This window comes from Pedobacter sp. Leaf132, assembly GCF_920984695.1.
Lineage (GTDB): Bacteria > Bacteroidota > Bacteroidia > Sphingobacteriales > Sphingobacteriaceae > Pedobacter.
Genome location: NZ_CAKLBO010000001.1, coordinates 340,247 through 360,477 on the forward strand (window position 1 = coordinate 340,247; position 20,231 = coordinate 360,477).

The window sequence follows — 20,231 nt, forward strand, 5'->3', positions numbered from 1 at the left end:
TGTAATTACGTTTGATGATTATATTCTTTAAAAGTATTAACTTACCTGAAATCTTAAATACATACCCTAAGGATGAATTTCAAGTACATTTGTAAACTTGCAGTTTCTGCATTATCTGCAGTTTTGGTATTTGGCAAGTCGAATGCGCAGGTAACAATAGGTAATACACAAACTAATGGTAGTGAATCAAATAACATCATTACTGCTGTCCCATTTTTACTAATCACACCCGATGCCCGGGCTGGAGCTATGGGTGATGCGGGTGTTGCGATTACCGGTGATGCAAATGCTGCAAGCATAAACCCTGCTAAATTAGCTTTTCTTGAAAAACCTTATGGTTTTGCACTTTCTTACAGTCCTTGGCTAAAAAGCCTTGTGCCAGATATTAACTTGGCTTATGTTAGTGGTTTTTATAAATTAGATGATAGAAATACGATTGGCGCATCATTAAGGTATTTTTCATTAGGTCAGATTCAGTTAACAGATATAAATCAGCAAGATTTAGGTATTTCAAATCCAAATGAGTTGGCTTTTGATGTTACTTTTGCCCGCAATTTTGGCAAGGAGTTTTCATTGGCATCTTCATTAAGGTATATATATTCTAATCTAGCTTCCGGACAATTTTCTTCAACCGGACAAGTGAGGGCAGGTAATGCATTAGGAATTGATGTTGCCGGATTATATAAAACACCAACAACAATGTTTGGTAAAAATGCCATAGTATCTGCAGGCGCAAATATCTCAAACATTGGTACAAAGATGAGTTATTCTGATGGCGGCGAGAACTATTTTCTACCTACAAATTTTAAACTTGGAGGCGCTTCTACAATAGAAATTGATGATTTTAACACATTTACCTTAGCCTTAGATTTTAATAAACTGTTGGTGCCTACACAGCCTATCTACGATTTAAATAACAATATCGTTAAAGGAAAAAATCCTAATCGTTCGGTTCCGGCAGGTATTTTTGGTTCGTTTAGCGATGCACCTGGAGGTTTTAGTGAGGAACTAAAAGAAGTTGGAATTTCTACCGGATTTGAATACTGGTATAATCAGCAGTTTGCCATACGTGGAGGCTATAATTACCAAAGTCCGCAGAAAGGTGACAGCAGGTATTTCACACTTGGCGCAGGTTTAAAGTATAATGTTTTTAATATTGATTTTGCCTACCTTATCGCTAATGCTCAAACCAGTCCTTTGGCAAATACTTTACGTTTCAGCCTTTTATTTAATTTTGGTGATAAAAAAGCCTCGTTCAAATAATAGCGTTTCGAAATATTTTGGCAACTTCGTGCCTTATTTAAAATTTATATGAAAATCAGGGTAGGCTTTGGATTTGATGTTCACCAACTAAAAGATCAACATCCTTTTGTGGTTGGTGGCGTAACGCTCGAACATGATAAAGGCGCATTCGGTCATTCTGATGCTGATGTATTGTTACACGCCATCTGCGATGCATTATTAGGCGCTGCCAATTTGAGAGATATAGGTTTCCATTTTAAAAATACAGATGATAGATGGAAAGGGATTAGCAGCTTAATTTTGTTAAAAGAAACCGTTAAGCTTTTAACGGAAAAAAACTGGCAAGTGGGTAATATTGATGCGATGCTCTGCCTGGAGGCACCAAAAATAAATCCTCATATACCAGCCATGCAGCAAAATATAGCTGAAGCAATTGGCATTTCTACTGAAGATATTTCAATTAAAGCAACAACTAACGAGCAAATGGGCTTTATTGGTAGGGAAGAAGGTGTTGTTGCTTACGCAGTGTGTTTGATAGAGCGGCAATAGCAAAAAAAACCGACAGATATTAGCTTGCCGGTTCTTAAAATATAAACTTAAACCTAATTATTCTTCCAGATAACCAAATTTGCCTTGGTTGTAATCGGCAATTGCCTGATGAATCTCCGCTTCGGTATTCATTAAAAACGGCCCATACTGATGAATTGGCTCATCAATTGGTAATCCACTCAATATTAAAATAACAGAATTTTCTTGAGCTGTAATGGCAATGCTTTCACCCTCATTTTTGAAATAGGCAAAAGAATTGGCATTTGCGATTTGGCTACCATTTATAGTAACTGAACCTTCAATAACCAAAAAACCAGTATTGTACGCCTTTGGGAATGCAAAATCTGCGTTACCTCCTTTATTAAGGCGAGCATTGTACACTTCAATTGGCGTAAATGTACTTGCTGAGCCTTTAACACCTTTATATTCACCAGCTATCACCTCCACTTTCCCGCCATCATTAGCCAGATTAACAAGGGGCATATCAGGTTGTTTAATTGCCTGATATTTTGGTGTGCTCATTTTATCCTTAGCAGGTAAATTAACCCAAAGTTGTACCATCTGGAATGGTCCACCCTTCATGCTATACTCCGCTTCGTGATATTCTTTGTGCAAAATACCGCTGGCTGCTGTCATCCATTGTACATCTCCCGGATATATTACACCGCTGTGCCCGGCACTGTCATGGTGCGCAACCGCTCCATGGTAAGCAATGGTTACCGTTTCAAATCCGCGGTGCGGATGAACACCAACACCGCGGGGGTTTTTTCGTGCAGAGAATTCTATTTTAGAGCCATAATCCATTAAAAAAAATGGATTCATATCAATTTTATATCCGCTAGGGAAAAAATTATGTACTCTAAAACCATCGCCAACCATATGTGGTGCTGGCGCATTTAATACCTCTGCAACTTCTCTCTTTTCCATATCAGGAATAATTAAGATTCGTTTTACCGAATATTTTTTAAGCGATTAAGCTTGCTTAACAAACTGTAATTCGCCTAAAATTCTAACTTCTTCACTTACCATTACACCTCCTGTTTCTAAGGCTGCATTCCAGGTTAAACCAAAATCATTACGATTAATTTTTCCGCTTAACGTAAAACCTGCTTTAGTATTTCCCCACGGATCGGTAGCAATACCACCAAATTCTGCTGTTAATTTTACAGGTTTAGTTTCACCTTTAATGGTTAAATCTCCTTTTAAAATATAATCATCACCATCTTTTTCCATCGATGAAGATTTGAAAGACATAGCCGGAAATTGTTCAGCATCAAAAAAATCACCACTTTTTAGGTGATTATCGCGGTCTGTGTTTCCGGTATCTAAAGAGCTGATGTCTCCGTTAAATGAAATTTCTGCCTGCTCAAACTCGTCACCTTCTGAAGTTAATTCTGCCGTAAAAGATTTTAAATTACCAGTTACGGTAGTAATCATTAAGTGCTTTACTTTAAACTGTAATTCGCTGTGGGTTGGATCTAATGTCCATTTTGTAGTTGCCATATCTTTGTGTTTTGATTATTAATATTTACAACACAAATGTAAGGCGAGGGCTTGGGTTTGAAATTGATGTATGGTAACTAATTAATGATTGAGTTATTGAACGAGAGCATTATTGAATGGCTAAATATCTATTAGCTGCCATTCATTAAATTAAAAATTCTCTGCTTCAACATTTAACTTGTTCTGAAATGTTTATTGGCTAGTTCTTTTCTAACCCTGCTTAAAGATTCTGGCGTTATGCCAAGGTAAGAAGCTATCATCCATTGCGGTACACGCAAAGTTAGGTTTGGATATAATTTGATAAAATCAAGGTATCTTTCTTCGGCAGTTGCGCTTAAAAGCATGTTGATGCGCTTTTGCATAAAACGAATAGAATTGTTTAGCAATCTGTTGTGCATGGGCTGTAAACAAGGTACTTTTATTGCAGCCTGTTCCATAAAATCATAGGGCATAATTACAACTTCGGTATGCTCAATTGCATCTATAAAAAACACCGAAGGTTCATTGTTCATGCTGTTTCTATCAGACATGAGCCAGTTTTCTGGTGCAAACTGAAGTATATGTTCTTTCCCTTTAGAATCGATGGAATAAGCCCTTAATAATCCTTTACAAACAAAAAAACCGTATTTTGTGATGTCGCCTGTATATTGAATGATTTCGTTTTTATCGAACTTCTTTATTTTTAAATCAGCAGAGATGCTGTCGAATTGATCATCTGTAATTTCTATTTTCTCTTTGAGATAATTTCTAAACTGATCAATCATAAAAGGGATTGGATTATTTTTTTACAGGTTTAATGTCAGAAAAATCTACGCTACATTTGCAATTACCACCGCAACCATCTTTTTTAACTTGCAAAGATTTATAAACCAAACGGCCAACATATACTAATGCAATAGCAAAAAGTAAAAAGACTAAAATCGTTTGAATGTTCATAACACAAATATAGTATGATTTTGCATCTCTGAATTCAGTTTAATGTAAAATGATGGTTGAGCCGCAGATTTACAGATTGCCATTTTCTTTTATTAAGACATTAAAAAAAATGCAATGCGATTAAAAATCTGTGGCTAACAAAATTATTGCTCCATGAAACCCACTGTTCCGCCAACCCAATCAAAATCTGCATTATAGCGAACGCCAATCATTTTGCCTCGGCTTAAGCGTGCTAAATTTAAGCAAAGCTGAGGTTCTCCATCATCGGGCCATAAGTACATCATTCTAATTTCTGCTTTTACGCCACCGTCAGGCGATTGAACTACTGGTTCGTAACTTACTTTACGTTGTAAAATCCAGTTTTCAGGGTCTGCAATATTTTTTATATCAGTTTCTGAAACATCTATGATTACACCCATGCCGGCAAAAGAAAATAATGGTTTTAATACATAGTTTTCTAAATCTGCAGGAATAGACGTTACTTCATTTAAAAACCTGGTTTCAGGTACAAATTCACTTTTTAGAAAAGGCATGGTGTATTTACTTATTCTATAAAACCAGTTTGGATGTGTCACCCATTCTACATCAAGTTCTTCGCGTGGGTCGAAACTGTTTTTAAAAATATCGGTATTATCTGCTACTTCATCAAAAATTAATCTGTTGTAAATTCTTTTTAACTGAATTTGCTTCCCATCTTCTTCGTAGAAAAGTTGTTTACCAATCTTCTTTATATCTTCTAAAGCCAAGATTTTAATGCCTAACATTTTCTGCGTCACAAAAAAATCTATTGCAGTTTTTTGATTGCGTGCATCAACATCCATTAAAGCTACTTCGTGTGGTTGATGCTGCCCAATTATAACCTCCTTAAAAAGTTCGATATATTTATCTTCATCAAATCCATTTAAGAAATAATTCAATGAATTATCAATGTTGTAGTTTTTCTTGAAAGTTTTGGCCAAGTGTGTTTGAAAACCATATAAAGAAGGAAAACCCTGCATTTCGATAAGCATTGGAGTAAGTGCTCCTGCGTTATTCTTACAAATTCCAAAATCGAAAGTTAAAAAATGAGGCTGCTCGTTTTCATTAGGCACATTCCAGTTTTTTGGAATAGCGTTTTCTGTTAACGCCTTAAAGTTAGGCTGTTTAATTAGTTTGATGATTTCTTCGCCTGCGGCGATTAACTTTTCTTTTAAATCCTTCGGTATAAATATTGGCGTTTCTGCAACTCTAAATGGAATTTCGGGATATCCTTCTTGTAAATCAGTCAAAAAGTTTTGATACTTTTCTTCAGTAAATTGCTGATTAAAATTTTGACGTTGATCAGGTATCATAATTTAGTATTTTAATAATATCGTCATTGCGAGGCAAGAAGCAATTTTGTTCTGATTAAGTAGCTAAACATTTAAAATCGCTTTCCCGAAGAGTCGGGATTAACTGTGCCTTGCAATGACGACCGCATAGAAAAGAGAGTTAGTGAATTAATTTTCTAGGCCTCCTGTAAATTCCCTATTGCTTTGTTTAAGAAATTTGGAAGAATAACGCTTTGTGTGAGAACAATTCTATCCGGGTCATCTAAACTATTTAGCATGTCGAAATATTTTGCTTCGCCATGGGTATCAACAATGGCCTTTTTCTTTTCATCTTGTAGTAAATACATCTTCATGCCAATGGGATCAGCTTCCGGATGAAATTGAGTGCCAATGATTTCTTCGGTGAAACGAATTGACATCATGCAACGTTCCAGATCAACATGTTTACGCTCTTTTTCGATTGCTAACAATTTTGCTCCTTTTGCATTAAAAGCATCCAGATTAGGTTCGATTACCTGCCAATCTCTACTATCAACAGAATAGAAAGGGTTTGTAATTCCATCGAAAATTTCATCCTGCTCACCATCATTTGTCAAAGTGATAGGGAAAATACCAAAAGCGTTTGAACGCCTTTCGGTTACATTACCCAAATTATATTTTCTACAAGCCAATTGAAAAGAGTGGCAAATTAAGAAAGCATATTTCTTTTCTTCATTAACTGAGTTAAAATTCTCAACCTGATCTAAAAGATTAAAAAAATCATTCTCCCATTTTTCACCCTTGCTTTCTATTGGGCTTCCCGGACCACCGCTAGAAATGTAAGCATCGTAGTCAATGCCCGGAATTTGTCCTTTTTGTCTTAAATCAAAAATATCGAATGTTAAATTGATATTGTTTTCAGTTCTAAACCGGGATAAAATTTCCTGTATTCCCCGCATGCCCTGATTTGGAGCGCCGTTATTCATATCAATAACAGCGACCCTTAAGCTCCTTTTATCCATAATAATTTTACTTTGCGCCTATAAGTGTCTGTGTGGTAATGTAATCTACCACGGCCTCAAAGTTACCGGTTTGTTCGTAAACTGCCAACTGTCTATCTGCACCTGTACCGTGTTCTAAAATTTTATGTACATAATTAAGGTCTTCTCTGCAACCTAAATCATCAACAACATCATCTACAAAATCTAAAAGTTCTAAAACCAGATTACGGCAATTTACCTCCATCTCTTTACCAAAATCGATTAAATTTCCATCTATTCCATACCTTGCAGCACGCCATTTGTTCTCGTTGATTAAGGCACGGGAGTAATTTATGAAAGTCATGTTTTGCAAACGCAGTTTATACAGCTTGGCGCAAAGTGCCTGAAACAGGGCCGTAAAAGCCATCGTTTCATCAATTAACATTGGGCAATCGCAAATTCTAAATTCTACCGTATCAAAAAATGGATGTACACGAATATCCCACCAGATTTTTTTTGCATTATCCATGCAACGGGTTTTAATCAGCAGTTTAACATAGTTATCATAATCTTCTATGCTGTTAAAAATATCAGGAATTCCGGTACGAGGGAATTTATCAAAAATCTTCGTTCTGAAAGATTTGTAACCGGTATTTCTCGATTCCCAAAAAGGAGAATTTGTAGACAATGCAAAAACATGGGGAAGGAAATACCTTACCTGGTTTGCAATGTGTATGGCTAGCTCACGCGATTGAAACCCGACATGAACGTGTAAACCAAAGATTAAGTTTGAACGTGCAGCTTCCTGCAGTTCGTTAACAATTTCATTATAGCGGGGATGTTCTGTTATCAATTGTTTTTCCCAATGAGAAAATGGGTGAGTTCCGGCGGCACCAATACGTAAGCCCTGCTCGCCTGCAAGCTGCGAGACCGTATAGCGTAATTGCGATATTTCCTTCCGGGCTTCGGTTGTTGTTTTGCAAATTCCGGTTCCAACTTCTACAACAGCCTGGTGCATTTCTGCTTTTACCTGGTCTTTATGTATTTTTTGTGCCGCCTCAACAATTTTTTGGTCGTGCGAGGTAAGTTCCCTGGTAACGGGATCAATTACCATATATTCTTCCTCTATACCAAGCGTAAATTCGTTCATCCTGATGGTTATTAAATTCTAAATCCCTTTTATTTTTTTGCAGCTGGCTTTTTAGGTTTAGCCGGAGCTTTCTCGGCAACAGTTTTTTCTGGCGCTTTTTTCACGGCTGGTTTGGCTGCAGCTTTGGCAACAAGCGGTCTTCCAGCTACTGATGCTTTAATATATTCGCCCCAGGTTAAATTATCCTGTCCATCTTTTTGCGCTTTAGCTCTTTCAATTGCATAATTAGCAGTAGTTTCTACAACCCAATCAAAGTTTTCTTGTCCAACGCTTTTTATATCAGCATCTGGCGCAGGGTTACAAAAATCAATCGCGATAGGCACACCATCACGAACTGCAAATTCTACAGTATTAAAATCGTAACCTAAATATTGGCAAAGTTTTAGGGTATATTCTTCTACTGTTTTTAATAATTTTTCGCTTGATGGTTTGGTATCAACCGCATAGCGTAAGTGATGCGGGTTACGCGGGTCGTATTGCATAATGCGAACATGTTTGCCACCAATGCAATACACTCTGAAATATTCATCAAAAATTATTTCTTCTTGCAGCAACATCACCAGTTGCTCTGTGCCGCTATGTTTATCAAAAAAATCTTCCTTATCATGAAGTTTGTAAACATCTCTCCAGCCTCCACCATCAAATGGCTTCATATAAGCCGGAAAGCCTACATAATCAAAAATTTCATCCCAGTTTAAAGGCATTGTTAAGTTTGAAAATGATTCACCGGTTGTGCCTGTTGGATGTTGTCTGGATGGAATCAACGCTGTTTTTGGAACTGGCACGCCAATTTGTTCGGCAAGTGAGTTGTTAAAAAACTTTTCATCGGCACTCCACCAAAATGGGTTGTTAATTACCGCAGTACCGGTTATGGCTGCATTTTTTAAAGAAGCACGATAAAAAGGTACATCCTGCGAAATTCTATCAATGATTACAGAATAACCCAAAGGTTGATTTTGTAATATTTTCTCAATTTTCACGGCTTCTGCAGTGATGCCTTTTTCAGCTTTTTGGTTAATTCTTTCAACTACCGCTTCTGGAAAAGAGCGTTCTTGTCCAAATAAAATCCCTATTTTTTTCATTCGTAATTTAGTTTAATTGTGTAACTGTTTATGGCATATAACCAGTTAATTCGTTTTATTGTTAAATTGTTTTCAGCAACTATAATTGTGCAATATAATTTGGAAACATTTCTCTCCAAATTGGCCAGTCATGATCAGCATTCTGTCTGATGTCAAGCCAATGATCTATACCTTTTTGCGATAAAATACGCGACAGGTTTTCGTTATCGCCCCTGCACATATCTCTATCTGTTGTACCTAAAACTATTTTCATGTAATGAAGTTCAGGGTTACTGTTATTCATCAGGCTATCAACAGGATTGTTAAAGTAAACATCATCATTATAAAAACCATCAAGCTGGCCGGTAATATCAAAGGCACCGCTCATGCTAAACATGTGGCTAACCAACCAGGGGTGCCGAAAAGCAAAGTTTGCGGCATGATAACCGCCAAAACTACAGCCTGCGGTAATAATTTTGCTATGGCCGGTTTCATGTCTGGCTAATGGCGCTACTTCTTCCAACAGGTATTTATCATACCAAATGTGATTTTTTACTCTATCTGCGGGATGTATGCTTTTATTGTACCAGCTTAATTTATCAATACCATCCGGGCAGTATATTTTGATTTTACCTTCATTAATAAAACCCTCAACAGAATCAATTAATTTGAAGTCTTTGTTTTCAAAATATCGCCCCATACTCGTTGGGAACAGTAGAATAGGGATACCACCGTGACCAAAGATGAGCATGTCGATATCAGTATTTAAATTTTGGCTGTACCACCTTTTATGTTCTTCTTTAACCATACAAAAATTTTAATGCTTTAAGGTATAAATTAAATTCTACAAAAATGAAAGCATTTGATCTAAAAAAGCTTATTACAAAAAATGGCAACTCATATTTAATAGTTTATCAAGATTTGTAACTTTGCAAAAAAAATTGAGGCGGTTGCCATGTGATAGGGGGTTTGAATAATTATGTACACTACAGTTTTATCGGTAAATATTAATACCAGTCATTTTAAGATTCCGTCGGCTTATTTAAAGCGTGAGGTTGAAATAGATATATATGCGCCTGAAGGCATTTTAGGCAATGAAAAAATTGAATTGTTATTACTGAACGATGGTCAGGATGTAGCAAAGATGGATTTTGCGCAAATTTTGCAAAATGCGCACCTCAATAAAAGAAACCACAGATTGGTTGTTGTTGCCATTAAAGCATCTGTAGAGCGATTAATGGAGTATGGCGTAGCCGGAGTGCCTGATTTTAAAGGCAGGGGCGCAAAAGCAAACTTATATTCAGATTTTATTATAAAGGAATTGATGCCCTTTGTAAAAAAGAAAATAGCAATGCCAATTGGTGGCAGAGTCGCTTTTGGTGGTTTTTCGTTAGGCGGTTTATCTGCTTTTGATATTGCCTGGAATAATCCTTCTGTTTTTGATACAATTGGTGTTTTTTCTGGTGCTTTTTGGTGGCGCAAAAAAGATTTGGCAGATGGTTACACTGATGCAGACAGGATTATGCATGAGCTTATCGATACTACATCTACCAAACCAGATATGAAATTTTGGCTGATGACAGGAACGGAAGATGAAAAAGCCGACCGCAATAAAAACTTGATTATAGATTCTATTGATGATACAATTGATGTGGTAAAATCATTGTTGAAAAAGAACTATAAGCGCCCTGAGCATATTTTTTATTATGAAAAAGTAGGTGGTAAGCACGATGTTGCAACCTGGGAGAGTGTAATGCCTGCATTCTTGGATTGGGCTTTCCCCAAAACGGGGATTTAAGCCCTCTTGATTGGTTTTTAGTAATCTAGGGAGTTAAAATAATTGCTTAACTTGGTTTATCAGATTTGATTTGCCATGAAAAAATTATTGCCTTTTTTATTTCTATCATTTTGTGCATTAACCGTAAATGCGCAAGAAAAAAATTCTTCTCAAAAAGCTGCGGAGCAAACTATTGTTGATTTCTTTGATGCTTTATCTGCTCTTGATTTCGAAAAAATGAAATACTACACCAAAGATGTTGAATTTGTGGAGTATGGTGAAATTTGGAATTTGGATGTTTTGGTAGGTAGGCTAAAGCCAATGGTGGGTAAAGGCATTAAAAGAACCAACACATTAAAGTTTACAAAAACTGTAGTTGAAGATAACACGGCTTGGGTTATTTATTTTAATACTGCAGATTTAGAAATCAAGGATAGGAAAGATCAGGTAAAATGGTTAGAGAGTGTTGTTTTAGTTAAGGATGAAGGAAGATGGAAGATTTCACTTTTACATTCTACAGTTTTAAGCAACAAAAAATAAACCGCATTTAAAGCATTTTCTTATGCATTAAATACACACTAATGAGAGAGAAAATTAATCGTATAATTTTTGGGCATGATACAAAAGGCGGGAAGCTATTTGATATTGTTTTATTATGGGTAATACTTGCCAGTGTGTTAATTGTTATTCTAGAGAGTATCCCATCTTTTCACAGCGCCTATTTTAAGTATTTTTATTATATCGAATGGATTATAACCATTCTTTTTTCTCTGGAATATGTTTTAAGAATTTGGAGTACAAAAACTCCTTTCAGGTATATTTTTAGTTTTTGGGGTATAGTTGATTTGCTTTCTATTTTACCAACGTATCTTGAACTTGTTAACTTTGGTTTCCATTACTTGCTGGCAATAAGAATTTTTAGGTTACTACGAGTTTTTAGAATTTTAAAGCTAGTTAGATTTAACCGCGAAGCGCAAAAATTGTTATTGGCATTAAATGCTAGTCGCCATAAAATGAGTGTTTTTTTAATGGCTGTTCTTACCATTATGGTTATACTTGGTACTTTAATGTATGTAATTGAGGGTGGAGAAAACGGCTTCACCAGTATTCCGCAAAGTATTTATTGGGCAATTGTTACCGTAACAACTGTAGGGTTTGGAGATATTGTGCCGCAAACAGTTGCGGGTAAATTTCTTTCTTCAATTGCTATGATTATGGGCTATGCAATTATTGCCGTGCCAACAGGAATCATCACGGTAGAACTAGCTACAAAAAAATCTGAGGATAAAGTCTGCGAAGTTTGTAAACATGATAATCCTGATAATGCTAATTATTGTAACCAATGCGGATTAAAGTTTTAAGCTATCAATTTTGATGATGTGAAGATTGAGAAAAGTGATTTTCTTTGCGCTTTGCCAAACTGTAATTTCACAGTATGATAAAAGGATTATTTGAAACACACCTCTTCGTAGAAAACCTAGAGCGGTCTGTCGATTTTTACAAAAATGTTTTAGGCTTAACAGAATGTAGTTATAATGATGATCGCAGAATTGCATTTTTTTGGATTGGTGAGCCGAAAGGCGCAATGTTAGGTTTATGGGAAAAGCCGAAAGAGGAAATAGATATTCGACATTTTGCTTTTGGCTGTGAAGTTGAAGATGTACTAAATAAATCTGTTGATTTTTTGAAAACCAGAAACTTAAAGCCTTATAATTTTTTAAAGGATGGTAGCGAACAGCCAATGGTTTTTGCCTGGATGCCAGCTTTAGCTATTTATTTTAAAGACCCCGATGGACACGATTTGGAGTTTATAGCTATTTTAGAAGGCGATGGTAAACCTGAATTGGGCGTAATTACCTATGATGAATGGCTGGAAAAAGCAAATTAGGCGGACTTAAAAAATTGATTTTGTAATGTTCAGCTTTTCGCCTGTAACAGTTGTTACCGAAAACTGATCTTTTTTAGCTTGCTCCGCGTACCAAATTAAGAATTCGCATCTATCAGCAAAGCTCTCTGCATTACGGCCATTTAGTTCTTCTATAATTTGGCCTATGGTTAGTGATTGTGCTGAATGTTTCGAAGCACCATTTAAAGAAACAACTTCGATTTTATTTTTATCGTTAAAGTGAAAACCTGCATCAAAATTGGTTTGTTTAGGCGGGGTAACATTACTTGTTTGCAGCCAATATTTAAGCTCCGTATTGTTTAATATGATTTGATTGAAATACTTTCGGAGAAATGAAAGCCCAATTTTATTGTCGGTGTCATTCATCGCATTTATTTTAAAATCTTTTACGGCAACACCTCCAAAAACTACCGAATCAAGAAAAAAAGAATTAGTCGTTTTGCCTGCCGACATAGAATTTAAACCCATTGAAGAACTTTTGCTGGGATAAATATTTTCTGGTGAAAGGTTGCCCATGATGTTTTTGGTGCTATTTGCTTTAATGTTCATTGTACAGTTCCCGGCGAAACCAAAATCAATTAAAATATTATCTATAGCTATCCCATTTGCAATTAGTGAAGAAAAATGGCGGTTTCCTACAATCTTTAAATCCATTTCTTTCATACCACTTTCCTGTGTGAAGGGCATTTTGGAAAAATAAACCTTGTTGTTCTGGAAATCGAATTTCCAATTTAATTTATTAATGATATCGCCGCCCAATAAGTAAGTTTTATTGCAAAATAAAAATGGCATATCTGCTACAACGCTCGTAACATCTGCGAAATTAAAAGAGCCAATTTTTAGGTTATCAATTTTAGCTACATCTAGTTTGGCTGAGTTTTTCTGACTATCATTTATTCTCCTTGAACCCTTTAATTTTATTTTCGAATCATTTACATTTTTGCTGTTTACCACACCAAGTGCAGCACCTGTATCAAATGCAAAATCGGTTTTTATACCATTTAAATAACCTTCAAAAACAACTAAACCTCGGGCCATACTAAAAGAAAGACTATCTATTTGTTTCTCTTGTGCATATCCGTTTATAAAAAAGAAGCATACTGTAATTATTGAAAGTAATATTTTTCTCATGTGTTATGGTTTAATATATGATGCTTTTTAGCAACTATAGGTTGCAAGTAAAATAAAATTTATAGCATTACCTAAGCCTATTTAAACCCGATGGCAGGGTAAATACTTTATGGTTGTAATTCCTTTCATAAGGCTTCAAATTAAAAACAAAAAGATTGGAGTGCACAGCGGGACAAAACCCTCCGTATATTTTACTGCAAATGCTTTTCTAATTATAAATGAGATAATTACAACATTATCATAGCATTAAATAGTAGGCTACATAGTAGAAAATCCATTTCTAAACACTATCTTTGCGCCAAATTTGAGGCGCATTTTATGCAAAAGATTAGAAATATAGCTATTATAGCACACGTTGACCACGGTAAAACCACTTTGGTTGATAAGATTTTACACTCTTGTTCTGTTTTTCGTGATAACGAGCAAAAAGGAGAGTTGATATTGGATAACAACGATTTAGAGCGTGAGCGTGGTATCACAATCGTATCTAAAAACGTTTCAGTTCAGTACAAAGACGTAAAAATTAACATTATCGATACACCTGGTCACGCGGATTTTGGCGGTGAGGTAGAGCGTGTATTGAAAATGGCCGATGGGGTACTTTTACTTTGTGATGCTTTTGAAGGTGCAATGCCTCAAACGCGTTTTGTTACGCAGAAAGCTTTGGCTTTAGGTTTAAAACCGATTGTTGTTGTAAATAAAGTAGATAAAGAAAACTGTCGCCCTGAAGAGGTTTATGAGCAAATTTTTGAGTTGTTCTTTAATCTTGAAGCTACTGAAGATCAATTAGATTTCCCGGTTATTTACGGTTCATCTAAACAAGGATGGATGAGTACTGACTGGAAAAAACCAACTACTGATATTTTTGCCTTGTTAGATGCCGTAGTGGAAAATATTCCTGCTGCACCAATTAATGAAGGTACTTTACAAATGCAAATTACTTCGTTAGATTATTCTTCTTTCGTAGGTCGTATTGCAATTGGACGTGTTCACCGTGGTACAATTAAAGAAAACCAACCGGTTACTTTAATTAAACGCGATGGTAAAATTGTTAAAACAAGAGTAAAAGAACTTTATACTTTCGAAGGTTTAGGAAAAATTCGTACTACGGAAGTAGGTTCTGGTGATATTTGTGCAGTTGTTGGTATTGATGGTTTTGATATTGGTGATACTATCGCTGATTTTGAAGCACCAGAGCAATTACCAGTTATCAGCATTGATGAGCCAACAATGAACATGTTGTTCACCATTAACAACTCGCCTTTCTTTGGTAAAGAAGGTAAATTGGTTACTTCTCAACGTATTAAAGATCGTTTGATGAAGGAAATGGAGAAAAACTTAGCATTAAAAGTTGTTGAAACTCAAGGTGCAGATTCATGGTTGGTTTACGGTCGTGGTATTCTTCACTTATCTGTATTAATCGAAACGATGCGTCGCGAAGGTTACGAATTGCAAGTTGGTCAGCCACAGGTTATTGTTAAAGAAATTGATGGTAAAAAACATGAGCCGATTGAAACTTTAATCGTTGATGTTCCTGCAGAAGTTTCTGGTAAAGTAATCGAATTGGTAACTCAGCGTAAAGGTGAGTTGTTAATTATGGAGCCAAAAGGCGATTTACAACATTTGGAATTCGAAATTCCATCTCGTGGTATTATCGGTTTACGTAACAACGTTTTAACTGCTACTGCTGGTGAGGCAATTATGGCACACCGTTTCAAAGCTTACGAGCCTTGGAAAGGTACAATTCCTGGTCGTTTAAATGGTGTATTAATTTCAATGGATAAAGGTACAACTACTGCATATTCAATTGATAAATTACAAGATAGAGGCCGTTTCTTTGTAGATCCGGGAGTTGATATTTACGAAGGACAAATTTTAGGTGAGCACATCCGTGATAACGATTTAGTAATCAACATTGTTAAAGGTAAAGCGTTAACCAACATGCGTGCTTCTGGTACTGATGATAACACCCGTATTGCACCAGCTATTAAATTCTCTTTAGAGGAATGTATGGAATATATACAGGCTGATGAGTACATCGAGGTTACACCGCAAAGTATGCGTTTACGTAAAATCTTCTTAACAGAGCAACTACGTAAGGCAAACGGTAGCAAAAACTAAGCCCACCCAAATCCTCCGCACAACGGTAGGACTTTAAAATATCAAGCCCATTTCTTGATTGAGATGGGCTTTTTTTTACCTCAGCTTGAACTATACTTTCACCTCACCCCAACCCTCTCCTTGAAGAGAGGGTGCTTTGGATGCATATTTTGCAAGAGTATATAAGCCACTGTCTTACATTCACCTCTTTTCAAGGATAGGGATTGCAGAATAGAAACCTTAAATCACAAACTTAAATAGGGTGAGGTTTTTAAAGGAGCTTCACTTTCACCTCAGCCCAATCTGCTTCTTGAGGAGATGAAGCTTTGGATGCATATTTTGCAAGAGTCTATAAAAGCACTGTCTTATATTTCCTCTTTTCAAGGATAGGGATTGCAGAATAGAAACCTTAAATCACAAACTTAAATAGGGTGAGGTTTTTGAAGGAGCTACACTTTCACCTCAGCCCAATCTGCTTTTTGAGGAGATGGAGCTTTGGATGCATGTTTTGCAAGAGTCTATAAAACCACCGACTTACATTTCCCTCTCTTCAAGGAGAGGGATTGCAGAATAGAAACCTTAAATCACAAACTTTGATAGGGTGAGGTTTTTGAAAAGCAAATTTCTAAACCACTATTAATGCCAGTCCTTCTTTCCGCTATATCTTTCTGGCTGTCCGTCGATGACTTGACCTGACACTTCGGGAAGCTTAGGATGACAGCCAAAAAGGACACCGCTACAATAAGGTTTAGAGAAATTTAGTCTGTGCAAGCAACAAAGTTTTTTTACCGAAGCCCTAAAAAAATTAATCACTCGATTGATTTTTCGTCAGCGAAATTTCAAAACAACTAAATGGAATAAAATTCTAACAATTTCATGGCAATTGATTTTTTCGAGGCCTGTAATTTTGTATCATAAACTAATCATACCCTTTATGATTAATAAGATTTTATCTCGATTCGGGATTTTTTTATTAAATGCAATTTCTCTCTTACCACTTTTTCTGCTTTATAAATTAGCCGATGCTTTTTATTTATTGATTTTTTACGTTTTTAAATATCGTAGAAGAGTGGTTAAGGAGAATTTATATCATGCCCTTCCGGATAAATCTTGTGCCGAGCTTAATGCAATAGAAAAGGAATATTATAAGTTCCTGTCTTCGTTATTTGTAGAAGTTATCAAGATGAAAAGTATCTCTAAAAAGGAATTGAATAAACGCGTTAAGTTTAAAAACAAAGATTTGGTCGAAGCGTATTTACAAAACAATGAAAGCGTAGTGTTTTGTTCGTCACATTATGGCAACTATGAATGGGTTTGTATGGCTATTGGTTTAAATTTTTCAGGTCAGCACTTTCCAATTTATAAGCCTTTAAGCAGCGAAGTTTTTGATAACTGGTTCTTCAACATGAGAAGTAAGTTTGGAAATAAAATGGTTTCGATGCGCCAAACGCTTAGAGCCGTGCAAGCCAATAAAAATACAGCAAGCATGTTTACTTTTGGCAGCGACCAGGCGCCATCAAGAGAAGAATCTATGTACTGGACCAATTTTTTACATCAGGAAACATCTGTACAACTAGGCGTTGAAAAGATTGCAAAGAAAACCAACCGACCGGTTTTTTATTTGAAAATAAACTATTTAAAGCGTGGTTATTACGAGGTTGATTGCGTTCCAATTTGCCTTCATCCAAAAGAGACAGCAGAATTTGAAATTACAGAACTTCACACCAATTTTTTGGAAAGTATGATTCAACAACAACCTGCCTACTGGCTTTGGAGCCACAGAAGGTGGAAACATAAACGTCAGCTTAAAACACCTAAAATTGATTTAGGCGATTTGAATAATCAATCTTTATTCAGTCATTCTTAATACTATTTGGTGTTTACTTAATAAATATCAGGTGCTTTAATTAGTTTAGCTTTTTGTTTGAAATCAGAAGCTATTAATGAAAGTTTTCAAAAGGATATTAACCAGCATATTTGCACTTTTTATAATTGCAATCATTACATTATTTATCTGGAAACCCTATTTAGTTCGTGTTTTACAATACCGAACGCCAGATGCCAATACCTATAAAATTTTCCCGCAAGCAATTGTTCATAAAAGCGATTCTCCATTCCATTTTATCAGGACAGAAAAAAGCAGAACAGATTTAGATACCCTTCATGTATTTGATGCAAAAAATCAATACATCAGCTTTAACGATTATTTTAAAAACGGAGCAATAAACGCATTTTTAGTGATTCGAAATGATACCGTAATTTATGAAAGATATCAGAATGGCTATTCAGACAGTACATTAACTACAATATTTTCCGGTGCAAAAAGCATCATTTCGATAATTATTGGAAAGGCGTTGGAGAATGGCGATATTAAAAGCATAGATGATAAGGTTACCAACTACATCCCCGAATTAAAAGCAAATTCTGCTTATCAGCAAATTACCATCAAAAACTTGCTCGATATGAAATCAGGTCTGGCTTTTCAAGATGCTTTGGGTGGAATTACAAAAGCTTTCTTCTCTGATGAAGCAAAATACTTTTATACTCATGACATGAAAGCTGAGCTGATGAATGTTAAGCTTTTGAATAAACCTGGAACATTCTGGCAATATAAAAGCATCGACCCAATTCTTTTAGCCTGGGTTTTAGAACGTGCTACAGGAAAATCAACTGCAACGTTTTTTGAAGAAAATATATGGAAAAATCTGGGTACAGAATATAATGCAAGCTTCGGTTTAGACCGTAAAAATGGATTGGCGAATACAGCAAGTCGGTTTCAGGTTGCTGCAATTGATTTTGCTAAAATTGGTCGATTATTTTTGAACAAAGGAAAATTTAATGGCAAGCAAATTTTATCTGAACATTGGATAAACCAGTCGACAAATATAGGTTCAGAAAAACCTGCATCAGCAAAAGGTTGGCAAAAATCAGCCCATCATTTTCTGTGGTGGATTCCGCAAGAAGGTAACAATGGAGATTACGCCGCAGAAGGTATGCTTGGACAACGATTATACATCGACCCGAAAACAAACACAATTATTGTTCAGTTTGCAAATCGTGGTTCTGGCGATTATCCATATCGTAAAATTAGCAGGTATTTGGCAGGCTTGCCGTTTGCTTACCCAAAAAGGTAAAAAAAACGGCTAACCTAAGTCAGCCGTTTCGAGTAATTCAGAAAGAGCGTCTAAAGTTTTTAGGCATGTTGCCCGTCATGTACCCCTTCTGCAAATTCTTCAACAATTTTATCATTAAAAGCAGGCAAATCTTCTGGCGTTCTACTCGTTACTAAACCTTGGTCTACAACAACTTCTTCGTCACTCCAATCAGCACCTGCATTGATTAAATCTTGAGAAATATTTTTAACCGAAGTTAGTTTTCTGCCTTTAACAACGTTAGCACTAATCAAGGTTTGCGGTCCGTGGCAAATAGCCGCGACAGGTTTACCAGCTTCAAAAAATGCTTTTACAAACTTAATTGCGTCTTCATTAACTCTTAGTTGGTCAGGATTGATAACGCCTCCTGGTAAAAGCAAGCCGTCGTAATCGTCAGCATTAGCTTCTGAGATGGTCTTGTCAACATCAACTTCAATCGACCAATGGTCGTGATTCCAGGCTTTTATTTTCCCACTTTTTGAGGAAACAATGTGAACAGTTGCACCTTCTTCTTTTAAACGTTTTAAAGGTTCTGTTAATTCAACTTCTTCAAATCCGCTTTCTGATAATATTGCAATATTTCGGTTGCTCAATTGTGCCATAATCTTAATTTTTTAATAGGTGATGTAATTAAGACAGCAGTAGAGAAGATATTGTTTTTGAAAATTTTAAATTACGCAATTAAAGAATTGCAAAACTTATTACTCCTAATCATTCGTTCTTCTATTCTTTAAAAAATAAAAACCAAGATTAAAAGCAATGATAACATGATTAAAAATATTCGGAATTAATCCATAATATTTAGTGAAAATCTGAAAACGTTCTTTTAAACTCTCGCGATGTTTTTTCTTGCTCATGCCGCCAACCAAATATTTTGCTACATAACGATGAACGTTTACAATATTTGAAGATTTTTTAGCCGCTTTAATAATCCAGTCAATATCCGAGCTGTATTTGTATTGTAAATCGTATGGCGTAATAATACTTCTGCGAATGTAAATTGCCTGATGGCTAATGCTCATTCCATATTTAAAACTTTGCCAGTTGAAATGTTCTGGTGCCTCATGTCTTCTTCTACCTAAGCTTTCCCAGTTATCATTATACATTTCCGTTTCGCCATAGTAAATATCTGCACCATTTGCGGTATCGAAAATATCCTCTACCGTATGCTCATCGTAAATTTCATCACCAGAATTCATAAACAAAACATAATCTCCTGTTGCCAAAGCAAGTCCCTTATTCATTGCATCGTAAATGCCTTTATCTTTTTCAGAAACGATTTTTGCTGTTTGCGATCTATATCTTTCTATTACCTCAAGTGTTCCATCGTTTGATGCACCATCAATAATGATGTATTCAATATCTTTAAATGTTTGGTTAATAACCGATTTTATTGTTCGTTCTACATCACGAACGTTATTATAAACGATTGTTATTATGGTTAGTTTAGGCATT

Annotated in this window: 21 protein-coding genes; 9 read left to right on the top strand and 12 right to left on the bottom strand. The window is 35.8% G+C overall.

What is annotated here, in order from left to right; genetic code table 11:
* The first annotated feature begins 72 nt into the window (after nucleotides 1-72).
* Both porV and ispF read left to right on the top strand, forming a co-directional pair.
* Nucleotides 73-1,263, top strand: coding sequence for a type IX secretion system outer membrane channel protein PorV (gene porV, locus LUA86_RS01465; protein ID WP_231458768.1), 1,191 nt, complete (start codon nucleotides 73-75; stop codon nucleotides 1,261-1,263).
* A 48-nt stretch (nucleotides 1,264-1,311) separates the two neighbouring features.
* Nucleotides 1,312-1,791 (top strand): 2-C-methyl-D-erythritol 2,4-cyclodiphosphate synthase, encoded by a 480-nt coding sequence (gene ispF, locus LUA86_RS01470; protein WP_231458769.1) that lies wholly within the window; start codon nucleotides 1,312-1,314, stop codon nucleotides 1,789-1,791.
* 57 nt (nucleotides 1,792-1,848) lie between these two features.
* Here the strand turns inward: ispF and LUA86_RS01475 are convergent, their stop codons facing one another.
* The 9 genes from LUA86_RS01475 to LUA86_RS01515 form a co-directional block, all read right to left on the bottom strand.
* Entirely contained in the window at nucleotides 1,849-2,718 is an 870-nt protein-coding gene (locus LUA86_RS01475) for a pirin family protein (RefSeq protein WP_231458770.1), read from the bottom strand.
* Between the two features lie 45 nt (nucleotides 2,719-2,763).
* Complete coding sequence (locus tag LUA86_RS01480) at nucleotides 2,764-3,294, bottom strand: YceI family protein (RefSeq protein WP_231458771.1); 531 nt, start codon at nucleotides 3,292-3,294, stop codon at nucleotides 2,764-2,766.
* A 173-nt stretch (nucleotides 3,295-3,467) separates the two neighbouring features.
* Entirely contained in the window at nucleotides 3,468-4,058 is a 591-nt protein-coding gene (locus LUA86_RS01485) for a Crp/Fnr family transcriptional regulator (RefSeq protein WP_231458772.1), read from the bottom strand.
* A 13-nt stretch (nucleotides 4,059-4,071) separates the two neighbouring features.
* A complete protein-coding gene (locus tag LUA86_RS01490) occupies nucleotides 4,072-4,230 on the bottom strand; it encodes a FeoB-associated Cys-rich membrane protein (RefSeq protein WP_231458773.1) in 159 nt (52 codons plus the stop codon).
* A gap of 143 nt (nucleotides 4,231-4,373) precedes the next feature.
* Nucleotides 4,374-5,561 (bottom strand): hypothetical protein, encoded by a 1,188-nt coding sequence (locus LUA86_RS01495; RefSeq protein WP_231458774.1) that lies wholly within the window; start codon nucleotides 5,559-5,561, stop codon nucleotides 4,374-4,376.
* 155 nt (nucleotides 5,562-5,716) lie between these two features.
* The gene (locus LUA86_RS01500) at nucleotides 5,717-6,541 is read right to left on the bottom strand and encodes a type 1 glutamine amidotransferase (RefSeq protein WP_231458775.1); all 825 of its coding nucleotides are present in this window, start codon (nucleotides 6,539-6,541) and stop codon (nucleotides 5,717-5,719) included.
* A 7-nt stretch (nucleotides 6,542-6,548) separates the two neighbouring features.
* Complete coding sequence (locus LUA86_RS01505; protein WP_231458777.1) at nucleotides 6,549-7,649, bottom strand: carboxylate-amine ligase; 1,101 nt, start codon at nucleotides 7,647-7,649, stop codon at nucleotides 6,549-6,551.
* 29 nt (nucleotides 7,650-7,678) lie between these two features.
* Nucleotides 7,679-8,731 (bottom strand): RimK family alpha-L-glutamate ligase, encoded by a 1,053-nt coding sequence (locus LUA86_RS01510; protein ID WP_231458778.1) that lies wholly within the window; start codon nucleotides 8,729-8,731, stop codon nucleotides 7,679-7,681.
* 79 nt (nucleotides 8,732-8,810) lie between these two features.
* Entirely contained in the window at nucleotides 8,811-9,518 is a 708-nt protein-coding gene (locus LUA86_RS01515; protein WP_231458779.1) for an esterase family protein, read from the bottom strand.
* A 171-nt stretch (nucleotides 9,519-9,689) separates the two neighbouring features.
* On the opposite strand from LUA86_RS01515, the gene LUA86_RS01520 reads away from it, so the two are divergent.
* The 4 genes from LUA86_RS01520 (at nucleotide 9,690) to LUA86_RS01535 (ending at nucleotide 12,375) form a co-directional block, all read left to right on the top strand.
* Nucleotides 9,690-10,508, top strand: a complete 819-nt coding sequence (locus tag LUA86_RS01520; RefSeq protein WP_231458780.1) for an esterase family protein — start codon at nucleotides 9,690-9,692, stop codon at nucleotides 10,506-10,508.
* 75 nt (nucleotides 10,509-10,583) lie between these two features.
* The gene (locus LUA86_RS01525) at nucleotides 10,584-11,027 is read left to right on the top strand and encodes a nuclear transport factor 2 family protein (RefSeq protein WP_231458781.1); all 444 of its coding nucleotides are present in this window, start codon (nucleotides 10,584-10,586) and stop codon (nucleotides 11,025-11,027) included.
* Between the two features lie 41 nt (nucleotides 11,028-11,068).
* Nucleotides 11,069-11,848, top strand: coding sequence for an ion transporter (locus tag LUA86_RS01530; protein WP_231458782.1), 780 nt, complete (start codon nucleotides 11,069-11,071; stop codon nucleotides 11,846-11,848).
* Between the two features lie 74 nt (nucleotides 11,849-11,922).
* A complete protein-coding gene (locus tag LUA86_RS01535; RefSeq protein ID WP_231458783.1) occupies nucleotides 11,923-12,375 on the top strand; it encodes a VOC family protein in 453 nt (150 codons plus the stop codon).
* Between the two features lie 6 nt (nucleotides 12,376-12,381).
* Here the strand turns inward: LUA86_RS01535 and LUA86_RS01540 are convergent, their stop codons facing one another.
* Complete coding sequence (locus LUA86_RS01540) at nucleotides 12,382-13,524, bottom strand: retropepsin-like aspartic protease (protein ID WP_231458784.1); 1,143 nt, start codon at nucleotides 13,522-13,524, stop codon at nucleotides 12,382-12,384.
* A gap of 318 nt (nucleotides 13,525-13,842) precedes the next feature.
* On the opposite strand from LUA86_RS01540, the gene typA reads away from it, so the two are divergent.
* From typA to LUA86_RS01555, 3 genes are all read left to right on the top strand, one after another.
* The gene (typA, locus tag LUA86_RS01545; RefSeq protein ID WP_231458785.1) at nucleotides 13,843-15,645 is read left to right on the top strand and encodes a translational GTPase TypA; all 1,803 of its coding nucleotides are present in this window, start codon (nucleotides 13,843-13,845) and stop codon (nucleotides 15,643-15,645) included.
* A 913-nt stretch (nucleotides 15,646-16,558) separates the two neighbouring features.
* The gene (locus LUA86_RS01550) at nucleotides 16,559-17,491 is read left to right on the top strand and encodes a lysophospholipid acyltransferase family protein (RefSeq protein ID WP_231458786.1); all 933 of its coding nucleotides are present in this window, start codon (nucleotides 16,559-16,561) and stop codon (nucleotides 17,489-17,491) included.
* Between the two features lie 76 nt (nucleotides 17,492-17,567).
* Nucleotides 17,568-18,758, top strand: coding sequence for a serine hydrolase (locus tag LUA86_RS01555; RefSeq protein ID WP_231458787.1), 1,191 nt, complete (start codon nucleotides 17,568-17,570; stop codon nucleotides 18,756-18,758).
* Between the two features lie 59 nt (nucleotides 18,759-18,817).
* Here LUA86_RS01555 and LUA86_RS01560 read toward each other — a convergent pair whose 3' ends face one another.
* Together LUA86_RS01560 and LUA86_RS01565 are read right to left on the bottom strand one after the other, a co-directional pair.
* Entirely contained in the window at nucleotides 18,818-19,378 is a 561-nt protein-coding gene (locus tag LUA86_RS01560; RefSeq protein ID WP_231458788.1) for a type 1 glutamine amidotransferase domain-containing protein, read from the bottom strand.
* 105 nt (nucleotides 19,379-19,483) lie between these two features.
* Nucleotides 19,484-20,230 (bottom strand): glycosyltransferase family 2 protein, encoded by a 747-nt coding sequence (locus LUA86_RS01565; protein ID WP_231458789.1) that lies wholly within the window; start codon nucleotides 20,228-20,230, stop codon nucleotides 19,484-19,486.
* Between the last annotated feature and the right edge of the window lies 1 nt (nucleotide 20,231).

Coding starts and splice junctions, on each gene's coding strand:
- porV (WP_231458768.1), top strand. CDS start 73: ATGAATTTCAAGTACATTTGTAAACTTGCAGTTTCTGCATTATCTGCA.
- ispF (WP_231458769.1), top strand. CDS start 1,312: ATGAAAATCAGGGTAGGCTTTGGATTTGATGTTCACCAACTAAAAGAT.
- LUA86_RS01475 (WP_231458770.1), bottom strand. CDS start 2,718: ATGGAAAAGAGAGAAGTTGCAGAGGTATTAAATGCGCCAGCACCACAT.
- LUA86_RS01480 (WP_231458771.1), bottom strand. CDS start 3,294: ATGGCAACTACAAAATGGACATTAGATCCAACCCACAGCGAATTACAG.
- LUA86_RS01485 (WP_231458772.1), bottom strand. CDS start 4,058: ATGATTGATCAGTTTAGAAATTATCTCAAAGAGAAAATAGAAATTACA.
- LUA86_RS01490 (WP_231458773.1), bottom strand. CDS start 4,230: ATGAACATTCAAACGATTTTAGTCTTTTTACTTTTTGCTATTGCATTA.
- LUA86_RS01495 (WP_231458774.1), bottom strand. CDS start 5,561: ATGATACCTGATCAACGTCAAAATTTTAATCAGCAATTTACTGAAGAA.
- LUA86_RS01500 (WP_231458775.1), bottom strand. CDS start 6,541: ATGGATAAAAGGAGCTTAAGGGTCGCTGTTATTGATATGAATAACGGC.
- LUA86_RS01505 (WP_231458777.1), bottom strand. CDS start 7,649: ATGAACGAATTTACGCTTGGTATAGAGGAAGAATATATGGTAATTGAT.
- LUA86_RS01510 (WP_231458778.1), bottom strand. CDS start 8,731: ATGAAAAAAATAGGGATTTTATTTGGACAAGAACGCTCTTTTCCAGAA.
- LUA86_RS01515 (WP_231458779.1), bottom strand. CDS start 9,518: ATGGTTAAAGAAGAACATAAAAGGTGGTACAGCCAAAATTTAAATACT.
- LUA86_RS01520 (WP_231458780.1), top strand. CDS start 9,690: ATGTACACTACAGTTTTATCGGTAAATATTAATACCAGTCATTTTAAG.
- LUA86_RS01525 (WP_231458781.1), top strand. CDS start 10,584: ATGAAAAAATTATTGCCTTTTTTATTTCTATCATTTTGTGCATTAACC.
- LUA86_RS01530 (WP_231458782.1), top strand. CDS start 11,069: ATGAGAGAGAAAATTAATCGTATAATTTTTGGGCATGATACAAAAGGC.
- LUA86_RS01535 (WP_231458783.1), top strand. CDS start 11,923: ATGATAAAAGGATTATTTGAAACACACCTCTTCGTAGAAAACCTAGAG.
- LUA86_RS01540 (WP_231458784.1), bottom strand. CDS start 13,524: ATGAGAAAAATATTACTTTCAATAATTACAGTATGCTTCTTTTTTATA.
- typA (WP_231458785.1), top strand. CDS start 13,843: ATGCAAAAGATTAGAAATATAGCTATTATAGCACACGTTGACCACGGT.
- LUA86_RS01550 (WP_231458786.1), top strand. CDS start 16,559: ATGATTAATAAGATTTTATCTCGATTCGGGATTTTTTTATTAAATGCA.
- LUA86_RS01555 (WP_231458787.1), top strand. CDS start 17,568: ATGAAAGTTTTCAAAAGGATATTAACCAGCATATTTGCACTTTTTATA.
- LUA86_RS01560 (WP_231458788.1), bottom strand. CDS start 19,378: ATGGCACAATTGAGCAACCGAAATATTGCAATATTATCAGAAAGCGGA.
- LUA86_RS01565 (WP_231458789.1), bottom strand. CDS start 20,230: ATGCCTAAACTAACCATAATAACAATCGTTTATAATAACGTTCGTGAT.